Source organism: Pseudomonas sp. IzPS59, assembly GCF_014863505.1.
GTDB lineage: Bacteria > Pseudomonadota > Gammaproteobacteria > Pseudomonadales > Pseudomonadaceae > Aquipseudomonas > Aquipseudomonas kribbensis.
Map to the genome: position 1 here is coordinate 6,284,438 of NZ_CP062251.1, position 18,033 is coordinate 6,302,470.

Consider the following 18,033-nt stretch of genomic DNA (forward strand, 5'->3'; position numbering starts at 1 on the left):
TCACCTGCAATTAAATGCATCTCTGCGATCATTTAGTGAATCATAAGTGCAATATAGTGCATTTCATAAGATCAGGATGATCCTTTATCTGCAATAAAGTGCAGATATGGCAACAAAACTTCGAGATGGATGCAAAACAATGCAGATGTAGCCGAGTTCATCACGGACATCATTCTGTAAACCCCCTTCGCTATACAGAACGCCCTCGCTAATAACTAAAAGGACGTTCCCCCCATGCCGCTCCCGCCTCAGCGCCTGTCGCTCGCCACCGCCCTGTTGATCGCCACCAGTGCCGCCCACGGCAAGAATGTCGTGATCGACACTGCCACCACCGCGTCGCAGACATTGGGCGGCAGCGACACCCTGACGATTTCTGCGCCGGGCAGCATCACCAACAGCGGCAAGGCCGTAAGCCTCAAGGACAGCACCAGCGGTGCCGGTGTGATCATCGACAACGCCGGCAAGATCATCTCCACCGGCGGCCGGGCCATCGACAGCAGCGGCGACCTGACCCAGGCACGCAATTACGCGATCTACAACCGCAGCGGCGGGCAGATTCTCGGTTCCAACGACGCGATTCGCATCGACAGCAACTTCGTCAGCGGTAGCCTGTTGATCGACAACAGCGGCACCATTCGCTCGACCACAGGCCAAGGGCTGGATCTGGATGCGTTGCGCAGCGACGGGGTCAAAACCACCATCATCAACCGCGCCGGCGGACTGATTCGCGGCGACGCCAGCGACGGCATGAAGACCGGCGCCAACGCGACCATCAGCAACTACGGCGAGATCTCCACCGGTGATTCGCACAACGCCGACGAGAAGTTCGACGGCATCGATATCGACACCGCGACCGGCGTCACCGTGACCAACTACGGCGTGATTTCCGGCGGACGCCACGGCATCACCACCGACCTCGGGGCGACGCTGGTGAACTACGGGCAGATCACCGGGCGCAACGGCTCCGGTTTCGGCTCGGACGGCGACGGCACGGTGATCAACCACGGCACCATCACCGGCGCGTATTCAGGTTTGCAGCCCAACGGCGACGGTGACGGCGTGGACATCGACAAGATCGCCCACATCGAAAACTACGGCACCATCCAAGGCGTCGGCGCCGGCGGTGTGGACAAGGGCGGTTTTGCCAACGGCAGTGAAGGCATTGCTTTGGGCGGCGGTTACATCCTCAACGCCAAAAGCGCGCTGATCAGCGGCGCCAACAGCGCGATTCTGGTGGACGACGGCAGCGGCGGTTCGGGGCTGGCAGCCACCACACTGGAGAACTACGGCACCATTCAAGGGCTCGACGGTTTTGGCGTTAAGTTCGTCGGCGAGTTCGCCGACAACGTGATCAACGGCGGCACCATCAGCGGCAGCAACGGACTGGCGCTGGATCTGGGCGGCGGCAACGACAGCCTGACCCTGCGCAGCGGCAGCCGGTTTATAGGTGTGGTCGATGGCGGCACCGGTTATGACCGCGTGGTGATGGACGACGCGGCGGGCGGCAGCTTCGGTGCCAGCCGCAATTTTGAATGGCTGGAAGTCAGGCAAGGCGCCTGGACACTCACCGGCAGCGGCGATTTCAGCGACGGCGGTGCGGTACGCAATGGCGCAACCCTGATCAACCAGGGCGGTATCGCCGGCAACATGACCGTGGACACCGGCGGCGTGTATGCCGGCGGTGGTTCGGTGGGCAACCTCAACGTGAATGGTACGTTGCGCACCGACACCCGACTCGGCACCGCGACCGTCGTGCACGACTTGAACATGGGCAGCGCATCCACCCTCGCCTACGGCGTCAACGCCGATGGCAGCAGCGCTCCCGTGCAGGTCGGCGGCACGGCCAACCTCAATGGCGCAACGCTGGCGGTCAATCCCGGCACCGGCACCTATCCGTGGCAGAGCCAATACACGGTGTTGCAGGCTACGCGGGTCAACGGCACGTTCGGCGCGGTCACCAGCGACTACGCCTTTCTCACCCCGACCCTCGCTTACACTCCGACTCAGGTCGACCTGACCTACACCCGCAATGACGTGGCGTTCAATGAATTCGCCGCCACCGGCAACGGCAGCAACGCCGCCAACAGTCTGGCCTCGATGGGCAAGAACAATGCGCTGTACAACGCCTTGCTCAACACCACTCAAAGCAGTGCAGGCGCGGCCATCGAACAACTGGCCGGCGCCAGCAACGCCAATCTGACCAGCGCCACCCTCGGTGCCAGCAGCCAGGTCGGCAGCAGCATGCTCTCGGCGATGCAGCAGATGGGCGGCAGCCCCGGCTTGATGGTCGGTCTCGATCAGCGTGACACACCGATCCTCGCCGCCAACGGCGTACCCTCCGAAGCGCGAAACCTGAATGATCCAAACGCTCAAGGCCGACTCTGGCTGCAAGCCATCGGCGGCTACGGCAAGCTCGATGGCGAACACGGCAACAGCAGCCTGGAACAACGTACCAAGGGCAGCGTGCTCGGTGCCGATTGGGCGCTGAATTCACAATGGCGACTGGGCGTACTTGGCGGTTATTCGAAGACCGATCTGGACGCCACCGGTGTCGACGGCAATGTTGAAAGCTGGCATGCCGGGGTCTACGCCCAACACCAAAACGGCCCGATCGCCCTGCGCCTGGGCGCGGCTTACAGCGGTCATCAAGGCGAGAGCAAACGCACGGTCGCGTTCAACGGTTTCAGCGATCGGCCCAAAGGCGATTACGACGCCAACAGCCAGCAGGCCTTCGCCGAATTCGGCTACGCCATGGGCAGCGGCCGTTTAAGCGCCGAACCTTACGCCAGCCTCGGTTACCAGCGTTATCACCGCGACCGCTATCAGGAAAAGGGCGGCGCGGCAGCCTTACAGGTCGACAGCCAGACCCAGGACAACTTCAGCAGCACCGTCGGTCTGCGCCTGGCGCACCTGAACGCGCTGGAAAACGGCATGAGCCTGACCCCGCGCATGGCAGCAGGCTGGAAACACACCTACGGCGATGTCAGCAGCTCGACCCGTCAGGCATTCGTCGTTGGTGGTACAGCGTTCAATGTTGATGGCAGCTCGCTGGATCGTGACAGCCTGGTGCTGGAAGCGGGGCTGGATCTGGGTGTTTCGGCGCGGCACACCCTGGGGCTGGGTTACAGCGGCGAGATTGGCAACAACAGTCGCAATCACGGGTTGATCGGGCAGTGGCAGATGAGTTTTTGAGGTTTCGCCAATCGATACTTCAGCGGGTGTTGTAGGCAAAGGCGTCTGATCGATTGAGTAATCGTGGCGGGTTCATGACTCGCCATTGATCGAGCTACAAAAGCAGGCGGCATCACCTGCGTCCGGTTCGGAATTGCCCGGCATCGGTACACCTGCATGCACTTTTACAGTTTGACCTCATTTCACATGAGACGAACTGAATGCCCATTCAATACAAACTCCAACATCTTGTCCTGGCGGTTGCGCTGGCAGTCGGGTACGTAGAATTTTCTCTGGCGGAGCATTCGGAGCCCGATGCGCCCGTCGCGAAAGAGGTGAAGCCCAGGAACCCGCGCACACCTCCCAAGGAGAAACCTGCTCCGCTCAAGCTTGCTGAAGAAACAGCGCGTGAGGAAAAGATCTCTCCACCACCGCAAGCCCTCCCTACCAGCACGAAGACTCCAACCGCGCCACTTCATGCAGCCGATGACCTCCACTCCAAGAGAGTCGCCACTACAGAGAGCGGCAGCGCGCTCGAAGAAAGCATTGGAAAACCCACGCCTCCATCGCAGCCCGTCCTGAGCGAAGCGCCAGCAACCTCCGGATCCAAAGAGGTGCCTACTTCAGGCAACGCAGCCATCGACGCCCTGCTCGCTGCCGACGAAACCACCGCCACCCTCGCCTACTATCAACTGGCGGGCGGCAGCAATGCCAACCTCGCCAATGCAACCCTGAGCAGTGTCACGCCAGTCAGCGCCAGCCTGCTGTCAGCCATGCACCAACTCGACAATGCCCAAGACTCATCGGGAAACTCACCACGCCATGCGGCCGGCAACGCAGACACCGGCAGGGTCTGGCTGCAAGCCCTTGGCCACAGCGGAAAACTGGCTCGCAAATTTGAACCGATGCAACATTCCACCAAAGGATTGGTGTTGGGTACCGACTGGCGCGTTGCCGAAGAATGGCATCTGGGTTTGATGGGAGGCACTTCGGACACGCGCATCGACAGCCAGGAACTGGACGGCGACCTCGACAGTTGGCACCTCGGCGCCTACGCCTTGCGCCAGACCGGTCCGTTGTCACTTCGGCTCGGCGCAACCTGGAGCAGTCACGAAGGCAGCACCCGTCGCGAAGTCGCGTTCGATCGCTTCCATGACCGGCTCAAGGGCAGCTACCGCGCCAGCACCCAGCAAGCATTCATCGAATCGGGATACAACCTGGGTCGGGCCAACGTCAGCATCGAGCCGTTTGCCGGCCTCGGCTTCCAGCGTTACCGGCGAGACGGCTACACCGAGAAAGGCGGCGCGGCGGCGCTCAAGGTTCACGCTCAATCCCAGGACAACTTCAACACCACCATCGGCCTGCGTATGGCGAAAGTCAGCACGCTGGATAACGGCATGCGCCTCACGCCAAGATTCAGTGCGGGGTGGAAACACGTTTACGGCGAGACCTATACCAGCACCCGCCAACGCTTGGTCACCGAAACCGAAGACTTCACCGTTTACGGCGCCGAACTGGATCGCGACAGCTTGAAACTCGACACCGGGCTGGATCTTGCGGTCACGGATAGCCACACATTGGGAGTCGGCATGTCCGGAGAAATCGGCACCGACAGCCGAAGCCATGGCGTATCGGGTCAGTGGCGGATGGCGTTCTGAGTCCAGACTGGTCACTGCCGTACGTGCGGCAGCGACTTGAAAGCAAAAAAAAGGGGAGCACATGCCCCCCCGAGGTTTAAAGCGTTGTATCGAGGCCGTTATCTCAGCCTTCGATTTCGATCAGGATTTCGCCCGGGTTCACCCGGTCGCCCTTGGCAACGTGGATGGCGGTGACCTTGCCGGCAACGGCAGCCTGGACTTCGGTTTCCATCTTCATCGCTTCGGTGATCAGCACAGCCTGGCCGGCCTTGACGGTGTCGCCCTCCTTGACCAGCACATCGACGATATTGCCCGGCATGGTGGTGCTGACATGGCCCGGAGCCGAAGCTTGCTTGCGCTTGCTGCTGCCGCCGCCGACGAATTCGTTGAGTGGCTCGAACACCACTTCTTCCGGCATGCCGTCGATGGACAGGTAGAAGTGGCGCTTGCCTTCAGCCTTGACGCCGACACCGGTGATGTCCACGCGGTAGGTTTCGCCGTGGACGTCGATGACGAACTCGGTCGGTACGCCTTCGCCGCCGGCCGAAGCCACCTTGCCCGCTTCCGGGATCGGCAGCAGCACTTCCGGGGTAAGGGTGCCGGCAGCACGCTCTTCGAGGAACTTGCGACCGATGTCCGGGAACATGGCGAAGGTCAGCACGTCTTCTTCGGATTTGGCCAAGGCGCCGATGTCGGCACGCAGCTTGGTCATTTCCGGCTTGAGCAGGTCGGCCGGACGGACGTCGATCACTTCTTCGCTACCGATGGCCTGGCGACGCAGCTTCTCGTTCACGGTGCCCGGTGCCTTGCCGTAGCCACCTTGCAGGTAGAGCTTCACCTCGTTGGTGATGGTCTTATAACGCTCACCGGCCAGCACGTTGAAGAACGCCTGGGTGCCGACGATCTGCGAAGTCGGAGTCACCAGCGGCGGGAAGCCAAGGTCTTCACGTACACGCGGGATCTCCGCCAGCACTTCGTTCATGCGGTTCAGAGCGCCCTGCTCTTTCAACTGGTTGGCCAGGTTGGAAATCATCCCGCCCGGCACCTGATTGACTTGAACGCGAGTGTCGACAGCGGTGAACTCGCTTTCGAACTGGTGGTACTTCTTGCGCACGGCATAGAAGTACAGACCGATTTCCTGCAGCAGCTCCAGGTTCAGACCGGTGTCGAACTCACTGCCCTTGAGGGCGGCGACCATCGACTCGGTGCCCGGGTGGCTGGTGCCCCAGGCGAAGCTGGAAATGGCGGTGTCGATGTGGTCGGCACCGTTTTCGATGGCCTTCAACTGACACATCGCGGCCAGACCGGCGGTGTCGTGGGAGTGGATGAACACCGGCAGCGACTGCTCGGCCTTGAGGGCCTTGACCAGCTCACCGGTGGCATACGGAGTCAGCAGGCCGGCCATGTCCTTGATCGCCACCGAGTCGCAACCCATGGCTTCCATTTGTTTGGCCTGGGCCACGAAAGCGTCGATGGTGTGCACCGGGCTGGTGGTGTAAGCGATAGTGCCCTGGGCGTGCTTGCCGGCAGCCTTCACCGCTTCGATGGCCACCCGCAGGTTACGCACGTCGTTCATCGCGTCGAAGATGCGGAACACGTCGATGCCGTTGACCGCTGCCTTGGCGACGAACGCCTTGACCACGTCATCGCTGTAGTGACGGTAGCCCAGCAGGTTCTGCCCACGCAGGAGCATTTGCAGACGGGTGTTGGGCAGCGCAGCGCGCAGTTGGCGCAGGCGCTCCCACGGATCTTCTTTCAGGAAGCGTACGCAGGCGTCGAACGTCGCGCCGCCCCAGACTTCCAGCGACCAGTAGCCGACCTTGTCCAGCTTGTCGCAGATCGGCAGCATGTCTTCGGTGCGCATGCGAGTGGCGAGCAGCGATTGGTGGGCGTCGCGCAGGATGGTGTCGGTTACGAAAATCTTTTTAGTCATTGTTCTATTCCTCACAGGCCTGCGTGGGCGGCGATGGCGGCGGCGATGGCCAGGGCCAGCTCTTCGGGTTTGCGCTTGATCGAGTAGTTGGTCAGTTCAGGGTGGCTTTCAACGAAGCTGGTATTGAACTGGCCGCTACGGAATTCCGGGTTGCGCAGGATTTCCTGGTAATACGCGGCGGTGGTCTTCACGCCTTGCAGACGCATGTCGTCGAGGGCGCGCAGGCCACGGTCCATCGCCTCTTCCCAGGTCAGTGCCCACACAACCAGTTTCAGGCACATCGAGTCGTAGAACGGCGGAATGGTGTAGCCGGTGTAGATCGCCGTGTCGGTCCGTACGCCCGGGCCGCCGGGGGCGTAGTAACGGGTGATCTTGCCGAAGCTCGGCAGGAAGTTGTTTTTCGGGTCTTCGGCGTTGATCCGGAATTGCAGGGCAAAACCGCGATGCTGGATGTCTTCCTGTTTCACCGACAGCGGCAGGCCGGAGGCGATGCGGATCTGTTCGCGGACGATGTCGATCCCGGTGATTTCTTCGGTGATGGTGTGTTCCACCTGCACCCGGGTGTTCATCTCCATGAAGTACACCTCGCCCTCGGCGAGCAGGAACTCCACGGTGCCGGCGTTCTCATAGCCCACAGCCTTGGCCGCGCGCACCGACAGGTCGCCGATGTAGGCGCGCTGTTCCGGGGTCAGCTGCGGGCTCGGGGCGATTTCGATCAGCTTCTGGTTGCGGCGCTGGATCGAGCAGTCACGTTCGAACAGATGCACGACGTTGCCGAAGCTGTCGCCGAGGATCTGCGCTTCGATGTGCTTCGGATTGACGATGCATTTTTCCAGGAACACTTCCGCCGAACCGAAAGCCTTGGTGGCTTCGGAAATGACCCGAGGGAAATTCTGTTCGAGTTCTTCGCGACTGTTGCAGCGACGGATACCGCGACCGCCACCACCGGAGGTGGCCTTGAGCATCACCGGGTAACCGATGCGGTCGCCCTCGCTCAACGCTTCTTCAATGCCCGAGACGTTGCCTTCGGTGCCCGGCGTGACCGGCACACCGGCCTTGATCATGCTGCGGCGCGCCTCGGTCTTGTCGCCCATGCGGCGGATGACTTCCGCCGACGGGCCGATGAATTTGATCCCGCGTTCGGCGCAGATCTCTGCCAGTTCGGCGTTTTCCGAAAGGAAACCGTAGCCGGGGTGCAGTGCATCGCAGCCGGTTTCCACGGCCAGGTTCACCAGCTTGCGCGGGTTGAGGTAACCGGCCAGCGGCTCGGCACCAATGCTGTGGGCCTCGTCCGCACGCTTCACATGCAAGGCATGGCGGTCGGCGTCGGAAAAAATCGCAACCGAGCGAATGCCCATCTCGGCGCACGCACGCACGATTCGTACGGCAATCTCACCACGGTTGGCGATCAGGATCTTTGTTATCACTTGGAGGTTCCCTTGAGCCGGTGGTACCCACGACCTGCTAGACCCAGGTCGACGCGTGACCAAATGTTTCAATCTGGTCGCGGCTTCACACTAGCGCTCACAAGGGATTAACAAAAATGAATAAAAATTGGGTCAGGCATAAGTAAAGACTTATAGTCATTGCACCAGCCAGCGGCCAGAGTCGGTAGAAAATGCGTAAGTCCTTGATGCGTATGACATTGCGTCAATTGCAGATCTTCAACGAAGTGTGTGATTTACGTTCCTACAGCCGCGCAGCCGAGGAAATGTCTCTCACACAACCGGCCGTCAGCCTACAGATTCGTCAGCTCGAAGAGCTGATCGGGCAGCCGCTGTTCGATTACGTCGGCAAAAAACTCTACATGACCGAGGCCGCCGAAGCACTCCAGCGCGCCAGCCGTGACATTTTCGGTCGGCTGGAAAACCTCGACATGCAGCTGTCGGACATGCAGGGCTCGCTACAGGGCCAGTTGAAACTGGCGGTGGAGTCCAGCGCCAAATACTTCGTGCCGCACTTGTTTGCAGCCTTCAAGCGCCAGCATCCGGAGGTGAACCTGCAACTGACGGTGGTCAACCGCGGCCAGGTGATTCGCCGGCTCTCGGACAACCGCGACGACCTGGTGATCATGTCGATGGTGCCGCAGGACATGGGCCTGGAGTTCCTGCCCTTCCTCAACAACCCGATCGTGGCAACCGCCCGACCGGACCATCCGCTGGCACACATGGGACCGCTGCGCCTGCAGGATCTTGAGCCCTACACCCTGCTGATTCGCGAACCCGGTTCGGGAACGCGGCTGGCCTGCGAGGAGTACTTCAAGGAAAAACGCGTGCACTTCACCCAGACCCAGGAAGTGGCGTCGGCTGAAGCTCAGCGCGAGTGCGTTTTGGCGGGTCTGGGCGTGGCACTGTTGACGCGCCACGCCCTGAACCTGGAGCTGGCGACCGGCGGACTGGTGGAACTGCCGGTCGAAGAGTTGCCGCTGTTTCGCAGCTGGTGCCTGGTGCAAGCCAAGGCTAAACGGCTGTCACCGGTGGCGCACGCCTTCCTGGCGTTTATCCGCAGCGAACGGGTGCAGATCAGCGCGCTGGTTGAGCGCTTCGACGGGAAGCTGCGGGAGCTGCCTGCCAGTAGTTGAGTTCGATGTCCTCGGGAAAATCGCTGATTTCGGTCTGAAGCTGACGAAGTTCGAAGCGATCTTCGATGGCGCGGCGAAACTCCATGCGGCGCTGGTCTTCCTGCTGACGACGGGTTTTCGCGGCGCTGTTGCGTTCTTCGTAAGGCTGAGCCATTTCGAGTCTCCCAAGGCGATTACGGGAGTTTCACGATAGGCGCGAGGGATGACGGTTTGGCTTCGCCGGGGTTACAGGCAGATGAAGATTGCCTTCACCCCATGACTACTCAGTCATCCAGCGCTTTCACCGACTTTGGCGACAGCCGCAAGCTGCGCAGACTGCGTTTGACGCTCTTGAGGTGGTTGACCAGGCTCGGCCCGCGCGCCATGGCCACGCCCATGGCCAGCACGTCGATCACTACCAGGTGGGCGATGCGCGAGGTCAGCGGCGTGTAGATTTCGGTGTCTTCGTGCACGTCGATCGCCAGGTTGACGGTCGACAACTCAGCCAGCGGTGTCTGGCTCGGGCACAAGGTGATCAGCGACGCACCGCTCTCGCGCACGAGGTTGGCGGTGATCAGCAAGTCCTTGGAGCGACCGGACTGGGAAATGCAGATCGCCACGTCGGTCGGCTTCAGGGTCACCGCCGACATCGCCTGCATGTGCGGGTCGGAATAGGCCGCCGCCGTCAGCAGCAAGCGAAAGAACTTGTGCTGTGCATCCGCCGCCACCGCGCCCGACGCACCGAAACCGTAGAACTCGACACGCTGGGCCTGGGACATCAGCGTCACTGCTCGCTGCAACTCCAGCGGATCGAGTTTCTCGCGAACCTCCATCAGGGTGTGCAGGGTGGTGTCGAAAATCTTCAGGCTGTAGTCGGCGACTGAGTCGTCTTCATGGATCGCGAACTGACCGAAACTGGCGCCGGCCGCGAGGCTCTGCGCGAGTTTGAGTTTCAGATCCTGAAAACCGGAACAGCCGATGGCACGACAGAAGCGCACGATGGTCGGCTCGCTGATGCCGACGCTGTGGGCCAGGTCGGCCATGGAACTGTGCATCACTGCCGCAGGGTCAAGCAGCACGTGGTCGGCGACCTTGAGCTCCGACTTGCGTAACAGGTGACGTGACTGGGCGATGTGTTGCAGCAGATTCAAGGGGCTGGACTCTTGTTATGGAAAGATGTGCTTTGGCCAGATGCCAAGGATGTAGCAAGCTTGTAGTTATACTACATGAATCCGCATTTTGCCTGCTCAATGCGTAACTGGATCGCCCCGGATCAGGCGACATGCGCTGCATGTAGCCCTTTACCGAGGATTTTCCTGCCGGCCCAACAAGCCAGCCAGACCGGCAGCCTCCACCGGACGGCTGATCAGATACCCCTGCACTTCGTCGCAACCCTCGGCCTTCAAGAACTCAAGCTGCTCCGGCCGCTCGACGCCCTCTGCCACTACTTTCAGCGACAATCCATGAGCCATCGCAATGATCGCGCGGGTGATCGCCGCGTCCTCGCTGCCCTCGCCCAACCCGCGAATGAACGCCTGATCGATCTTCACGTAATCCACCGGAATCCGCTTCAGATAGCTCAGTGACGAATAACCGGTGCCGAAATCGTCGATCGCCAGTTTCACGCCCAAGTCCCGCAGTTGCTGGAAGGTGGCGATGATGTGTTCGACGCTGTCGAGCAACTGGCTTTCGGTCAGTTCCAGTTCGAGGTAGTGCGGCGCCAGCCCGGTTTCCTCCAGCACCTGGCGTACCAGACTGACCAGCTTGCCCTGACGCAACTGATGCACCGACAGGTTCACCGAAACCCGGATCGGCTCCAGCCCCTGCCGCTGCCATTCGCAGGCCTGCCAACAGGCCTGGCGCAGGACGAATTCGCCGATCGGTCCGATCAGTCCCGTCTCCTCTGCCAGACCGATGAAGTCCCCCGGCGGCACCCGACCCATTGTCGGGTGATCCCAGCGCACCAGCGCTTCCGCCGCGTTGAGACGGCCGGTCGCCAAACACAGTTTCGGTTGATAGAAGACGTTGAGCTGCTTGTCCTCGATGGCTTTGCGCAGCTGGTTTTCCAGCTGCAGACGTTCCAGTGTGCTGGCCTGCAGGCTGTCGGTGTAGAACTGGAAATTGTTGCCGCCCAGGTGTTTGGCATGTTGCATCGCCATGTTCGACTGGCTGACCAGCGCAGCAACCTCCCGGGCGTTGTCCGGCAACATGCTGATGCCCATCGAGGCGCTGACCACCAGCTCATGCCCTTCCACCGTCAGCGGCAGGCGCAGCTTGGCCGACAGCCGCGTGGCAACCCGCGCCAGACTCGACAGGTTGCCGTAGGCATCGAACAGCACCGCGAATTCGTCGCCGGATAACCGGGCGATGGTGTCGGCTTCCGGCAGGGCACTGACCAGACGCCGCGACATTTTCTGCAGCAACTGGTCGGCGATCTCATGACCGAGGCTGTCGTTAAGCAACTTGAAGCGATCCAGATTGATGTGCAGCAGCGCCAGACTCCGCCGCCCGCCCTGCCGTACACGCTGATGGGCTTCGTGCAGGCGTTCGCGGAACAGCGAACGGTTGGCCAGACCGGTGAGTTCGTCGTAGTGCGTCAAATAACGCATACGCTCTTCGGATTCACGTCTTGCCGACAAATCGGCGAAGAAGCCGACGATATGACTTACATTTCCCCGACTGTCGCGTACCGCATTCAATTGCAGCCACTGCGGATAGAGCTCGCCGTTCTTGCGGGTCTCCACCAGTTCGCCCTGCCAACTGCCGTGTTGCTCCAGCGCGTGGCGGATCGCGACGTAATGCCGCCGGGCGTCACGACTGCACGGCAGTTCGACGACATTGCGCCCGAGCATGTCATCGATGTCATACCCGGTAACCCGGCTGAAGGCCTGATTGATGGCGATCAGCGAATAGTTCGGGTCGAGGATCACAATGCCTTCGCTGGCGGCTTCAAATACCGTGGCCGCCAATTGCTGCTGGGCCTCGAGGCTTTTGCTGACGCTGATATCGCGCCGGGTGCCCACCATGCGAATAACCCGCCCGCTGTCGTCGCGCTCCACCGCGCGCCCCCGGTCTTCGATCCAGACCCAGTGGCCGTCGCCATGGCGCACGCGGTACTCGATCTGATAATCCTCGGTGCGCCCCTTCAAGTGCTCGATCAACGCCCGCTTAAGCGGTGGCACATCTTCCGGGTGCAGCCGGGGCCGCAGATGCCTCAGCAACCCGGTGACGTATTCCGGATCAAGTCCGAACAGTTCCTGAATCTGCGTGTGGTGAACTTCGTCGGTCTGCAGGTTCCAGTCCCACAGCCCCAGTTCACTGGCCTTCAACGCCAGGGCCAGGCGCGCTTCGCTTTTGCTCAGGGCCTGGTTGGCGGCATCCAGTTCGCGGCTGCGCTGGGCCACCCGGTCCTCCAGTTCGACCTGGGCTTCGCGTAACTTCGCTTCGGCACAGCGGCGCTGTTCGATTTCCTTCGCCAACGCCTGGTTGAGCAGTTCGCTGCGAGATTGGGCTTGTTGCAAGTGTTCGATCAGGTGCTGGTTCTGGAAGCGCCGCAGCAAACCACGGTCGATCAGCCGATTGACCTGCCACGCCACCACGCTCAGGGAGCCGAGCAGAATCAGCCCGAGCCAGCCCCAGCCCCGCGCCAGCTCGTCACCGCCCCAGAACAGATAGCCGATGGCCGGCAGCAGGCACGGCAAGGTAAAAGAAAGAAACGCAGGAATGCTCACGGCGTAAGCCACGCTGGCCGACAGGGTCGCGGCACCGATCAGGCCGAATACCCAGGCTTGTTGCATGAAATTGTCGGCCGGGACCAGAGCGATGCCAGCGCCGGCCAGGGTCAGGCCGGTCATGGTCGATCCGAGCAGGAACATCCGGCCCCAAATCGGCTGGGCCTGGCGGTCGGGGATCGCCGAATCGAACGCTGCAACCTGAATCACCCGCAATGCCACCAGCGACAGCAGCCACACCAGCCAGACGCTGACCACGAAATAACGCTGCGGGCTCCAGAGCAGACCGGCGCAGACCAGACCATTGATCAACATGAACAGGGTGGGCAACAACGAACCCTGATATAGAAGGCGCGTGCGCTCGACCGCCATCTGGGTGGCGTAATGCTTGCGGATCACCCGGGGTTCCACAGAGGGGCCCGACAGGTCGAAGCTGAGGGTCATAGGCAACGTTCTTGTTCTTATAAGTGTGAGCATGCGCCCGGAAACGTGGACGGAGCATACACAAGCCCAACCACTTGCCAAACTGCTCCAGATCATAATTTCGCCGAAACTTTTCGACCTCCCGTCACCCGCAAAAGCCCCGACGCCAGGCGGGCCAACGCCTGTAGCCGGTGACCGACCGGTCGTCATCGGCAGCACTTTCATCGGCTAATGCAAAGCTCGGTTTGCCCGGGCCTGCGGCGCACCCTAGAATGCCCCGATGCGCGATGATCTCTCCCTTCTGCTGAACTCCCTCAACGATGCCCAACGCCAGGCCGTAGCGGCTCCCGTTGGTCGTCAATTGGTCCTGGCCGGTGCCGGCTCAGGCAAGACCCGAGTGCTGGTGCACCGTATCGCCTGGTTGATCCAGGTCGAAAACGCCTCGCCCCACTCGATCCTGTCGGTGACCTTCACCAACAAGGCCGCTGCCGAGATGCGTCACCGCATCGAGCAATTGCTGGGGATCAACCCGGCCGGCATGTGGGTCGGCACCTTCCACGGTCTGGCGCACCGCCTGTTGCGGGCGCACTGGCAGGAAGCCGGGCTGAGCCAGACCTTCCAGATCCTCGACAGCGATGACCAGCAGCGCCTGGTCAAGCGGGTAATCCGCGAGCTGGGGCTGGACGAACAGCGCTGGCCGGCCCGTCAGGCCCAGTGGTTCATCAACGGGCAGAAAGACGAAGGCCTGCGTCCGCAGCACATTCAGGCCAGCGGCGATCTGTACCTGGCCACCATGCGCGGCATCTATGAGGCCTACGAGGCTGCCTGCCAGCGCGCCGGCGTCATCGACTTCTCCGAACTGCTGCTGCGCGCCCTTGACCTGTGGCGCGACCATCCGGGCCTGCTGGCGCATTATCAGAAGCGTTTCCGCCACATTCTGGTGGACGAGTTCCAGGACACCAACGCCGTGCAGTACGCCTGGCTGCGTCTGCTGGGCAAGGGTGGCGACAGCCTGATGGTGGTCGGCGACGACGACCAGTCGATCTACGGCTGGCGTGGCGCGAAAATCGAGAACATCCACCAATACTCCTCCGACTTCCCGGATTCCGAGACCATTCGTCTGGAGCAGAACTACCGCTCCACCGCCGGCATCCTGAAAGCGGCCAACGCCCTGATCGCCAACAACACCGGGCGGCTGGGCAAAGAGCTGTGGACCGACGGCGGCGACGGCGAAGCGATCAACCTGTACGCCGCGTTCAACGAACACGATGAAGCACGCTACGTTGTCGAAACCATCGAAAGCGCGCTGAAAACCGGCCTGGCTCGCAGCGATATCGCGATTCTCTACCGCTCCAACGCCCAATCCCGCGTTCTGGAAGAAGCCTTGCTGCGCGAGCGCATTCCGTACCGCATCTATGGTGGCCAACGATTCTTCGAGCGGGCTGAAATCAAGAACGCCATGGCCTACCTGCGTTTGCTGGAAGGTCGCGGCAACGATGCGGCGCTGGAGCGGGTCATCAACGTCCCGGCTCGCGGCATCGGCGAGAAGACCGTCGAAGCCATCCGTGAACATGCGCGCCACAGCGATGTGTCGATGTGGGAAGCCATGCGCCAGCTCGTGGCCAACAAAGGCTTGACCGGTCGTGCGGCCGGCGCCCTCGGCGCGTTTATCGAGCTGATCGAGAACCTCGCCGCCAAGTGCGCCGAGATGCCGTTGCACCTGATGACCCAGACCGTCATCGAGCAATCCGGCCTGATCGCCTACCACGAAGCGGAAAAAGGCGAGAAAGGCCAGGCCCGGGTGGAAAACCTTGAGGAACTGGTCAGCGCCGCGCGCAACTTCGAGAACACCGAAGAAGACGAAGACCTGACACCGCTGGCGGCGTTCCTCGGCCACGCGTCGCTGGAGGCCGGCGACACTCAGGCCGACGAGCACGAAGACAGCATTCAGTTGATGACCCTGCACAGCGCCAAGGGTCTGGAATTCCCTTACGTGTTCCTGGTGGGCATGGAAGAAGGCTTGTTCCCGCACAAGATGAGCCTGGAAGAACCGGGACGTCTTGAAGAAGAGCGTCGTCTCGCCTATGTCGGCATCACCCGGGCCATGCAGAACCTGGTGATGACCTACGCTGAAACCCGACGCCTGTACGGCAGCGAAACCTACAACAAGGTGTCGCGATTCGTACGGGAAGTACCGAAAGGCCTGATTCAGGAAGTGCGCCTGTCGAACAGCGTCAGCCGACCGTTCGGCGGCAATCAGTCGATGAGCGGCAGCAACCTGTTCAGCGGCAGCGAGATCCCGGATACCGGCCTGAGTCTCGGCCAGGCTGTGCGGCACTCGATCTTTGGCGACGGCGTGATCCTCAACTTCGAGGGCGCCGGGGCTCAGGCACGGGTGCAGGTGAACTTCAGCGAAGGCAGCAAGTGGCTGATGCTGGGTTACGCGAAGCTGGAAGCCATTTAAGGCCGCCAGCTGTTGCTCATCGTTCCCTCGCTCTGCCGGGGAACGATCAAACCTCCTGAAAGGTACGAGACATGGGCTCTGGCTTCTTTTCCTCCTGGACATTCTGGGCCCTGCTCTCGGCCACCTTCGCCGCGCTGACAGCGATCTTCGCCAAGGTCGGCATCGAAAACGTCAACTCCGACTTTGCCACCCTGCTGCGCACCATCGTGGTACTCGTCAGCCTGGCCTTGATTTTGTACGCCACGGGCCAATATCAGTCACTGGGATCGATCTCTGCCAAAAGCTATCTGTTCCTGCTGTTGTCGGGTCTGGGTACCGGGGCTTCGTGGCTGTGCTATTTCCGTGCCTTGAAAGTCGGGCCGGCCTCGCTGGTCGCTCCGGTGGACAAGCTCAGCGTGGTGCTGGTGGCGGTGCTCGGCGTGATCCTGCTGGGCGAGAAACTCGACCTGCGCCAATGGGGCGGCATCGGTCTGATCACCGCGGGTGTGGTGATGTTGGCGTTTCGGCGCTGATCCATTTCCCACTGAACCTACATCCTTTTCCTACAGACAAAAGCACATAGCCTTATTGCCTGGATCGAGCTGAACGTAACCTGTCAGGCAAAAGCCCGAAACACTCTCTCGCTAGCCAGTGACACTTCAGCTGTGCAACATGGCGCGCGTGTCTCCACAAACGGGAATTCCCTTTATGAAACGTTTTCTTAGCATCGCCATGGCGTTGTGCATCGGCCTGACGATGAGCCTCGACGCCAACGCCAAGCGCTTTGGTGGTGGCAAAAGCGCCGGCGCTGCGCCGACGCACCAGACCAGCCAGATGGCTCCTTCTTCCCCAGGCATGGGCGGCGCGGCTGCGACCGCTGGTGCTGCCGGTGCCGCAAGCGCTGCTGCCAAGGCTGGCGGCGCTTCGAAATGGCTCGGCCCTCTGGCCGGCATCGCTGCCGGTGGCCTGCTCGCCTCCATGTTCATGGGCGGCGGCTTCCAGGGCATGCAAATCTTCGACATCCTGATCATGGCCGTGATCGCGTTCGTGATCTTCCGACTCATCGCCGCTCGTCGCCGCAAGCAGCAGGAGCAGTTCGCTCCGGCCGGCGCGCCGATGCAGCGTGAAGTGTTCGAGCAGAAGCCAGCTGCCATGGGTTCGATCTTCGGTGGTTCGGCCGCTCCGGCTGCCGCCCGTCCGGTGATCAACGCACCGGCCTGGTTCAACGAGCAGCGCTTCCTCGAAGCCGCCCGCAGCCACTTCCAGGCGCTGCAGCAGCACTGGGATGCCAACGAAATGGACAAGATCGCCGAGTTCGTGACCCCGCAAATGTTCGAGTTCCTCAAGCGCGAGCGCGCGGAACTGGGCGATGCGTTCCAGTCTACCTTCATCGAAAACCTCCAGGTACAACTGGATGGCGTTGATGACCGTGCGGACAAGACCATTGCCACCCTGACCTTCAACGGTGTGTCGAAGACCTCGCGTTTCGACCAGCAGGGCGAAGTGTTCAGCGAAAGCTGGAACATGGAACGTCCACAGGGCGACAACCAGCCTTGGCTGGTCGCCGGTATCCGCCAGAACGGCTGATCACCTCCGACGTTTTACCCGCAGCAATAAAAACCCCGGCCTCGGCCGGGGTTTTCTATTTCGCGGTTGCATCTATAGCGAGCTACTGTATAAACCGGCCCATATAAACCGCGCCATTCAAGCAAGAGGATCCCGGACGTGGAAGAAATCATCGAACAACTGCGCGAAGCCAACGAACCCGTGCCGGTTCCCCTGGAGTTGCCCGACGAAGACCAGTTGGTGGAAGTCGAAGAAGAACTCTTCATCAACATCCCGTTCGTCTTCAAAGAATTTCTGCTGACCGTCAGCGACGTGGTTTACGGCAGCCTGGAGCCGGTGACCGTCACCGACCCGCAGTCCCACACCTACCTGCCGGATGTAGCCGCCAACGCCTGGGACGCCGGCGTGCCGCGCGACCTGATCCCGATCTGCCAGGACGGCGACAACTACTACTGCGTCGAAGAAGACGGCACCGTGGTGCTGTGGTCCGGCGAAGAAGAGCTGATCACCGAAGAGTCCTGGGAATCGGTCTGGCACTGGGCACGGGACGTCTGGCTGGAAAGCTGATC

Annotated in this window: 12 protein-coding genes; 7 read left to right on the plus strand and 5 right to left on the minus strand. The window is 61.4% G+C overall.

Annotated features, from left to right (window positions below; translation table 11 throughout):
- Positions 1-234 precede the first annotated feature (234 nt).
- Both IF189_RS28370 and IF189_RS28375 read left to right on the plus strand, forming a co-directional pair.
- On the plus strand, positions 235-3,192 hold the full coding sequence (locus IF189_RS28370) for an autotransporter domain-containing protein (RefSeq protein WP_134828552.1): 2,958 nt from the start codon (positions 235-237) through the stop codon (positions 3,190-3,192).
- A gap of 593 nt (positions 3,193-3,785) precedes the next feature.
- Positions 3,786-4,829: an autotransporter outer membrane beta-barrel domain-containing protein gene (locus IF189_RS28375; RefSeq protein WP_318780486.1), complete on the plus strand. Its 1,044-nt coding sequence runs from the start codon at positions 3,786-3,788 to the stop codon at positions 4,827-4,829.
- Between the two features lie 103 nt (positions 4,830-4,932).
- Here IF189_RS28375 and oadA read toward each other — a convergent pair whose 3' ends face one another.
- Both oadA and IF189_RS28385 read right to left on the minus strand, forming a co-directional pair.
- Positions 4,933-6,741 carry a sodium-extruding oxaloacetate decarboxylase subunit alpha gene (gene oadA, locus IF189_RS28380; RefSeq protein ID WP_085708795.1) on the minus strand — a complete coding sequence of 603 codons (1,809 nt, stop codon included), beginning with the start codon at positions 6,739-6,741 and terminating at the stop codon, positions 4,933-4,935.
- An 11-nt stretch (positions 6,742-6,752) separates the two neighbouring features.
- Positions 6,753-8,168: an acetyl-CoA carboxylase biotin carboxylase subunit gene (locus IF189_RS28385; RefSeq protein ID WP_085708794.1), complete on the minus strand. Its 1,416-nt coding sequence runs from the start codon at positions 8,166-8,168 to the stop codon at positions 6,753-6,755.
- Between the two features lie 191 nt (positions 8,169-8,359).
- Between IF189_RS28385 and IF189_RS28390 the strand changes: the two genes are divergently transcribed.
- A complete protein-coding gene (locus IF189_RS28390) occupies positions 8,360-9,322 on the plus strand; it encodes a LysR family transcriptional regulator (RefSeq protein ID WP_085708793.1) in 963 nt (320 codons plus the stop codon).
- On the opposite strand, the gene IF189_RS28395 is transcribed toward IF189_RS28390, so the two are convergent.
- The 3 genes from IF189_RS28395 to IF189_RS28405 all read right to left on the minus strand — a co-directional run bounded on the left by IF189_RS28395 (position 9,264) and on the right by IF189_RS28405 (position 13,476).
- On the minus strand, positions 9,264-9,476 hold the full coding sequence (locus IF189_RS28395) for a PA3496 family putative envelope integrity protein (protein ID WP_085708792.1): 213 nt from the start codon (positions 9,474-9,476) through the stop codon (positions 9,264-9,266). The two genes, IF189_RS28390 and IF189_RS28395, sit on opposite strands and share 59 nt — an antisense overlap.
- Before the next feature lie 109 nt (positions 9,477-9,585).
- The gene (gene hexR / locus IF189_RS28400) at positions 9,586-10,452 is read right to left on the minus strand and encodes a transcriptional regulator HexR (protein ID WP_007954250.1); all 867 of its coding nucleotides are present in this window, start codon (positions 10,450-10,452) and stop codon (positions 9,586-9,588) included.
- A 150-nt stretch (positions 10,453-10,602) separates the two neighbouring features.
- A complete protein-coding gene (locus IF189_RS28405; protein WP_192552605.1) occupies positions 10,603-13,476 on the minus strand; it encodes a GGDEF domain-containing phosphodiesterase in 2,874 nt (957 codons plus the stop codon).
- 259 nt (positions 13,477-13,735) lie between these two features.
- On the opposite strand from IF189_RS28405, the gene uvrD reads away from it, so the two are divergent.
- The 4 genes from uvrD to IF189_RS28425 all read left to right on the plus strand — a co-directional run bounded on the left by uvrD (position 13,736) and on the right by IF189_RS28425 (position 18,031).
- Positions 13,736-15,919, plus strand: coding sequence for a DNA helicase II (gene uvrD, locus IF189_RS28410; protein ID WP_114886442.1), 2,184 nt, complete (start codon positions 13,736-13,738; stop codon positions 15,917-15,919).
- Positions 15,920-15,990: 71 nt separating this feature from the next.
- Positions 15,991-16,431, plus strand: coding sequence for an EamA family transporter (locus IF189_RS28415; RefSeq protein ID WP_016984014.1), 441 nt, complete (start codon positions 15,991-15,993; stop codon positions 16,429-16,431).
- A gap of 175 nt (positions 16,432-16,606) precedes the next feature.
- A complete protein-coding gene (locus tag IF189_RS28420) occupies positions 16,607-17,485 on the plus strand; it encodes a Tim44 domain-containing protein (RefSeq protein ID WP_192552606.1) in 879 nt (292 codons plus the stop codon).
- 138 nt (positions 17,486-17,623) lie between these two features.
- Positions 17,624-18,031 carry an SMI1/KNR4 family protein gene (locus IF189_RS28425; protein WP_007995855.1) on the plus strand — a complete coding sequence of 136 codons (408 nt, stop codon included), beginning with the start codon at positions 17,624-17,626 and terminating at the stop codon, positions 18,029-18,031.
- Positions 18,032-18,033: the final 2 nt, after the last annotated feature.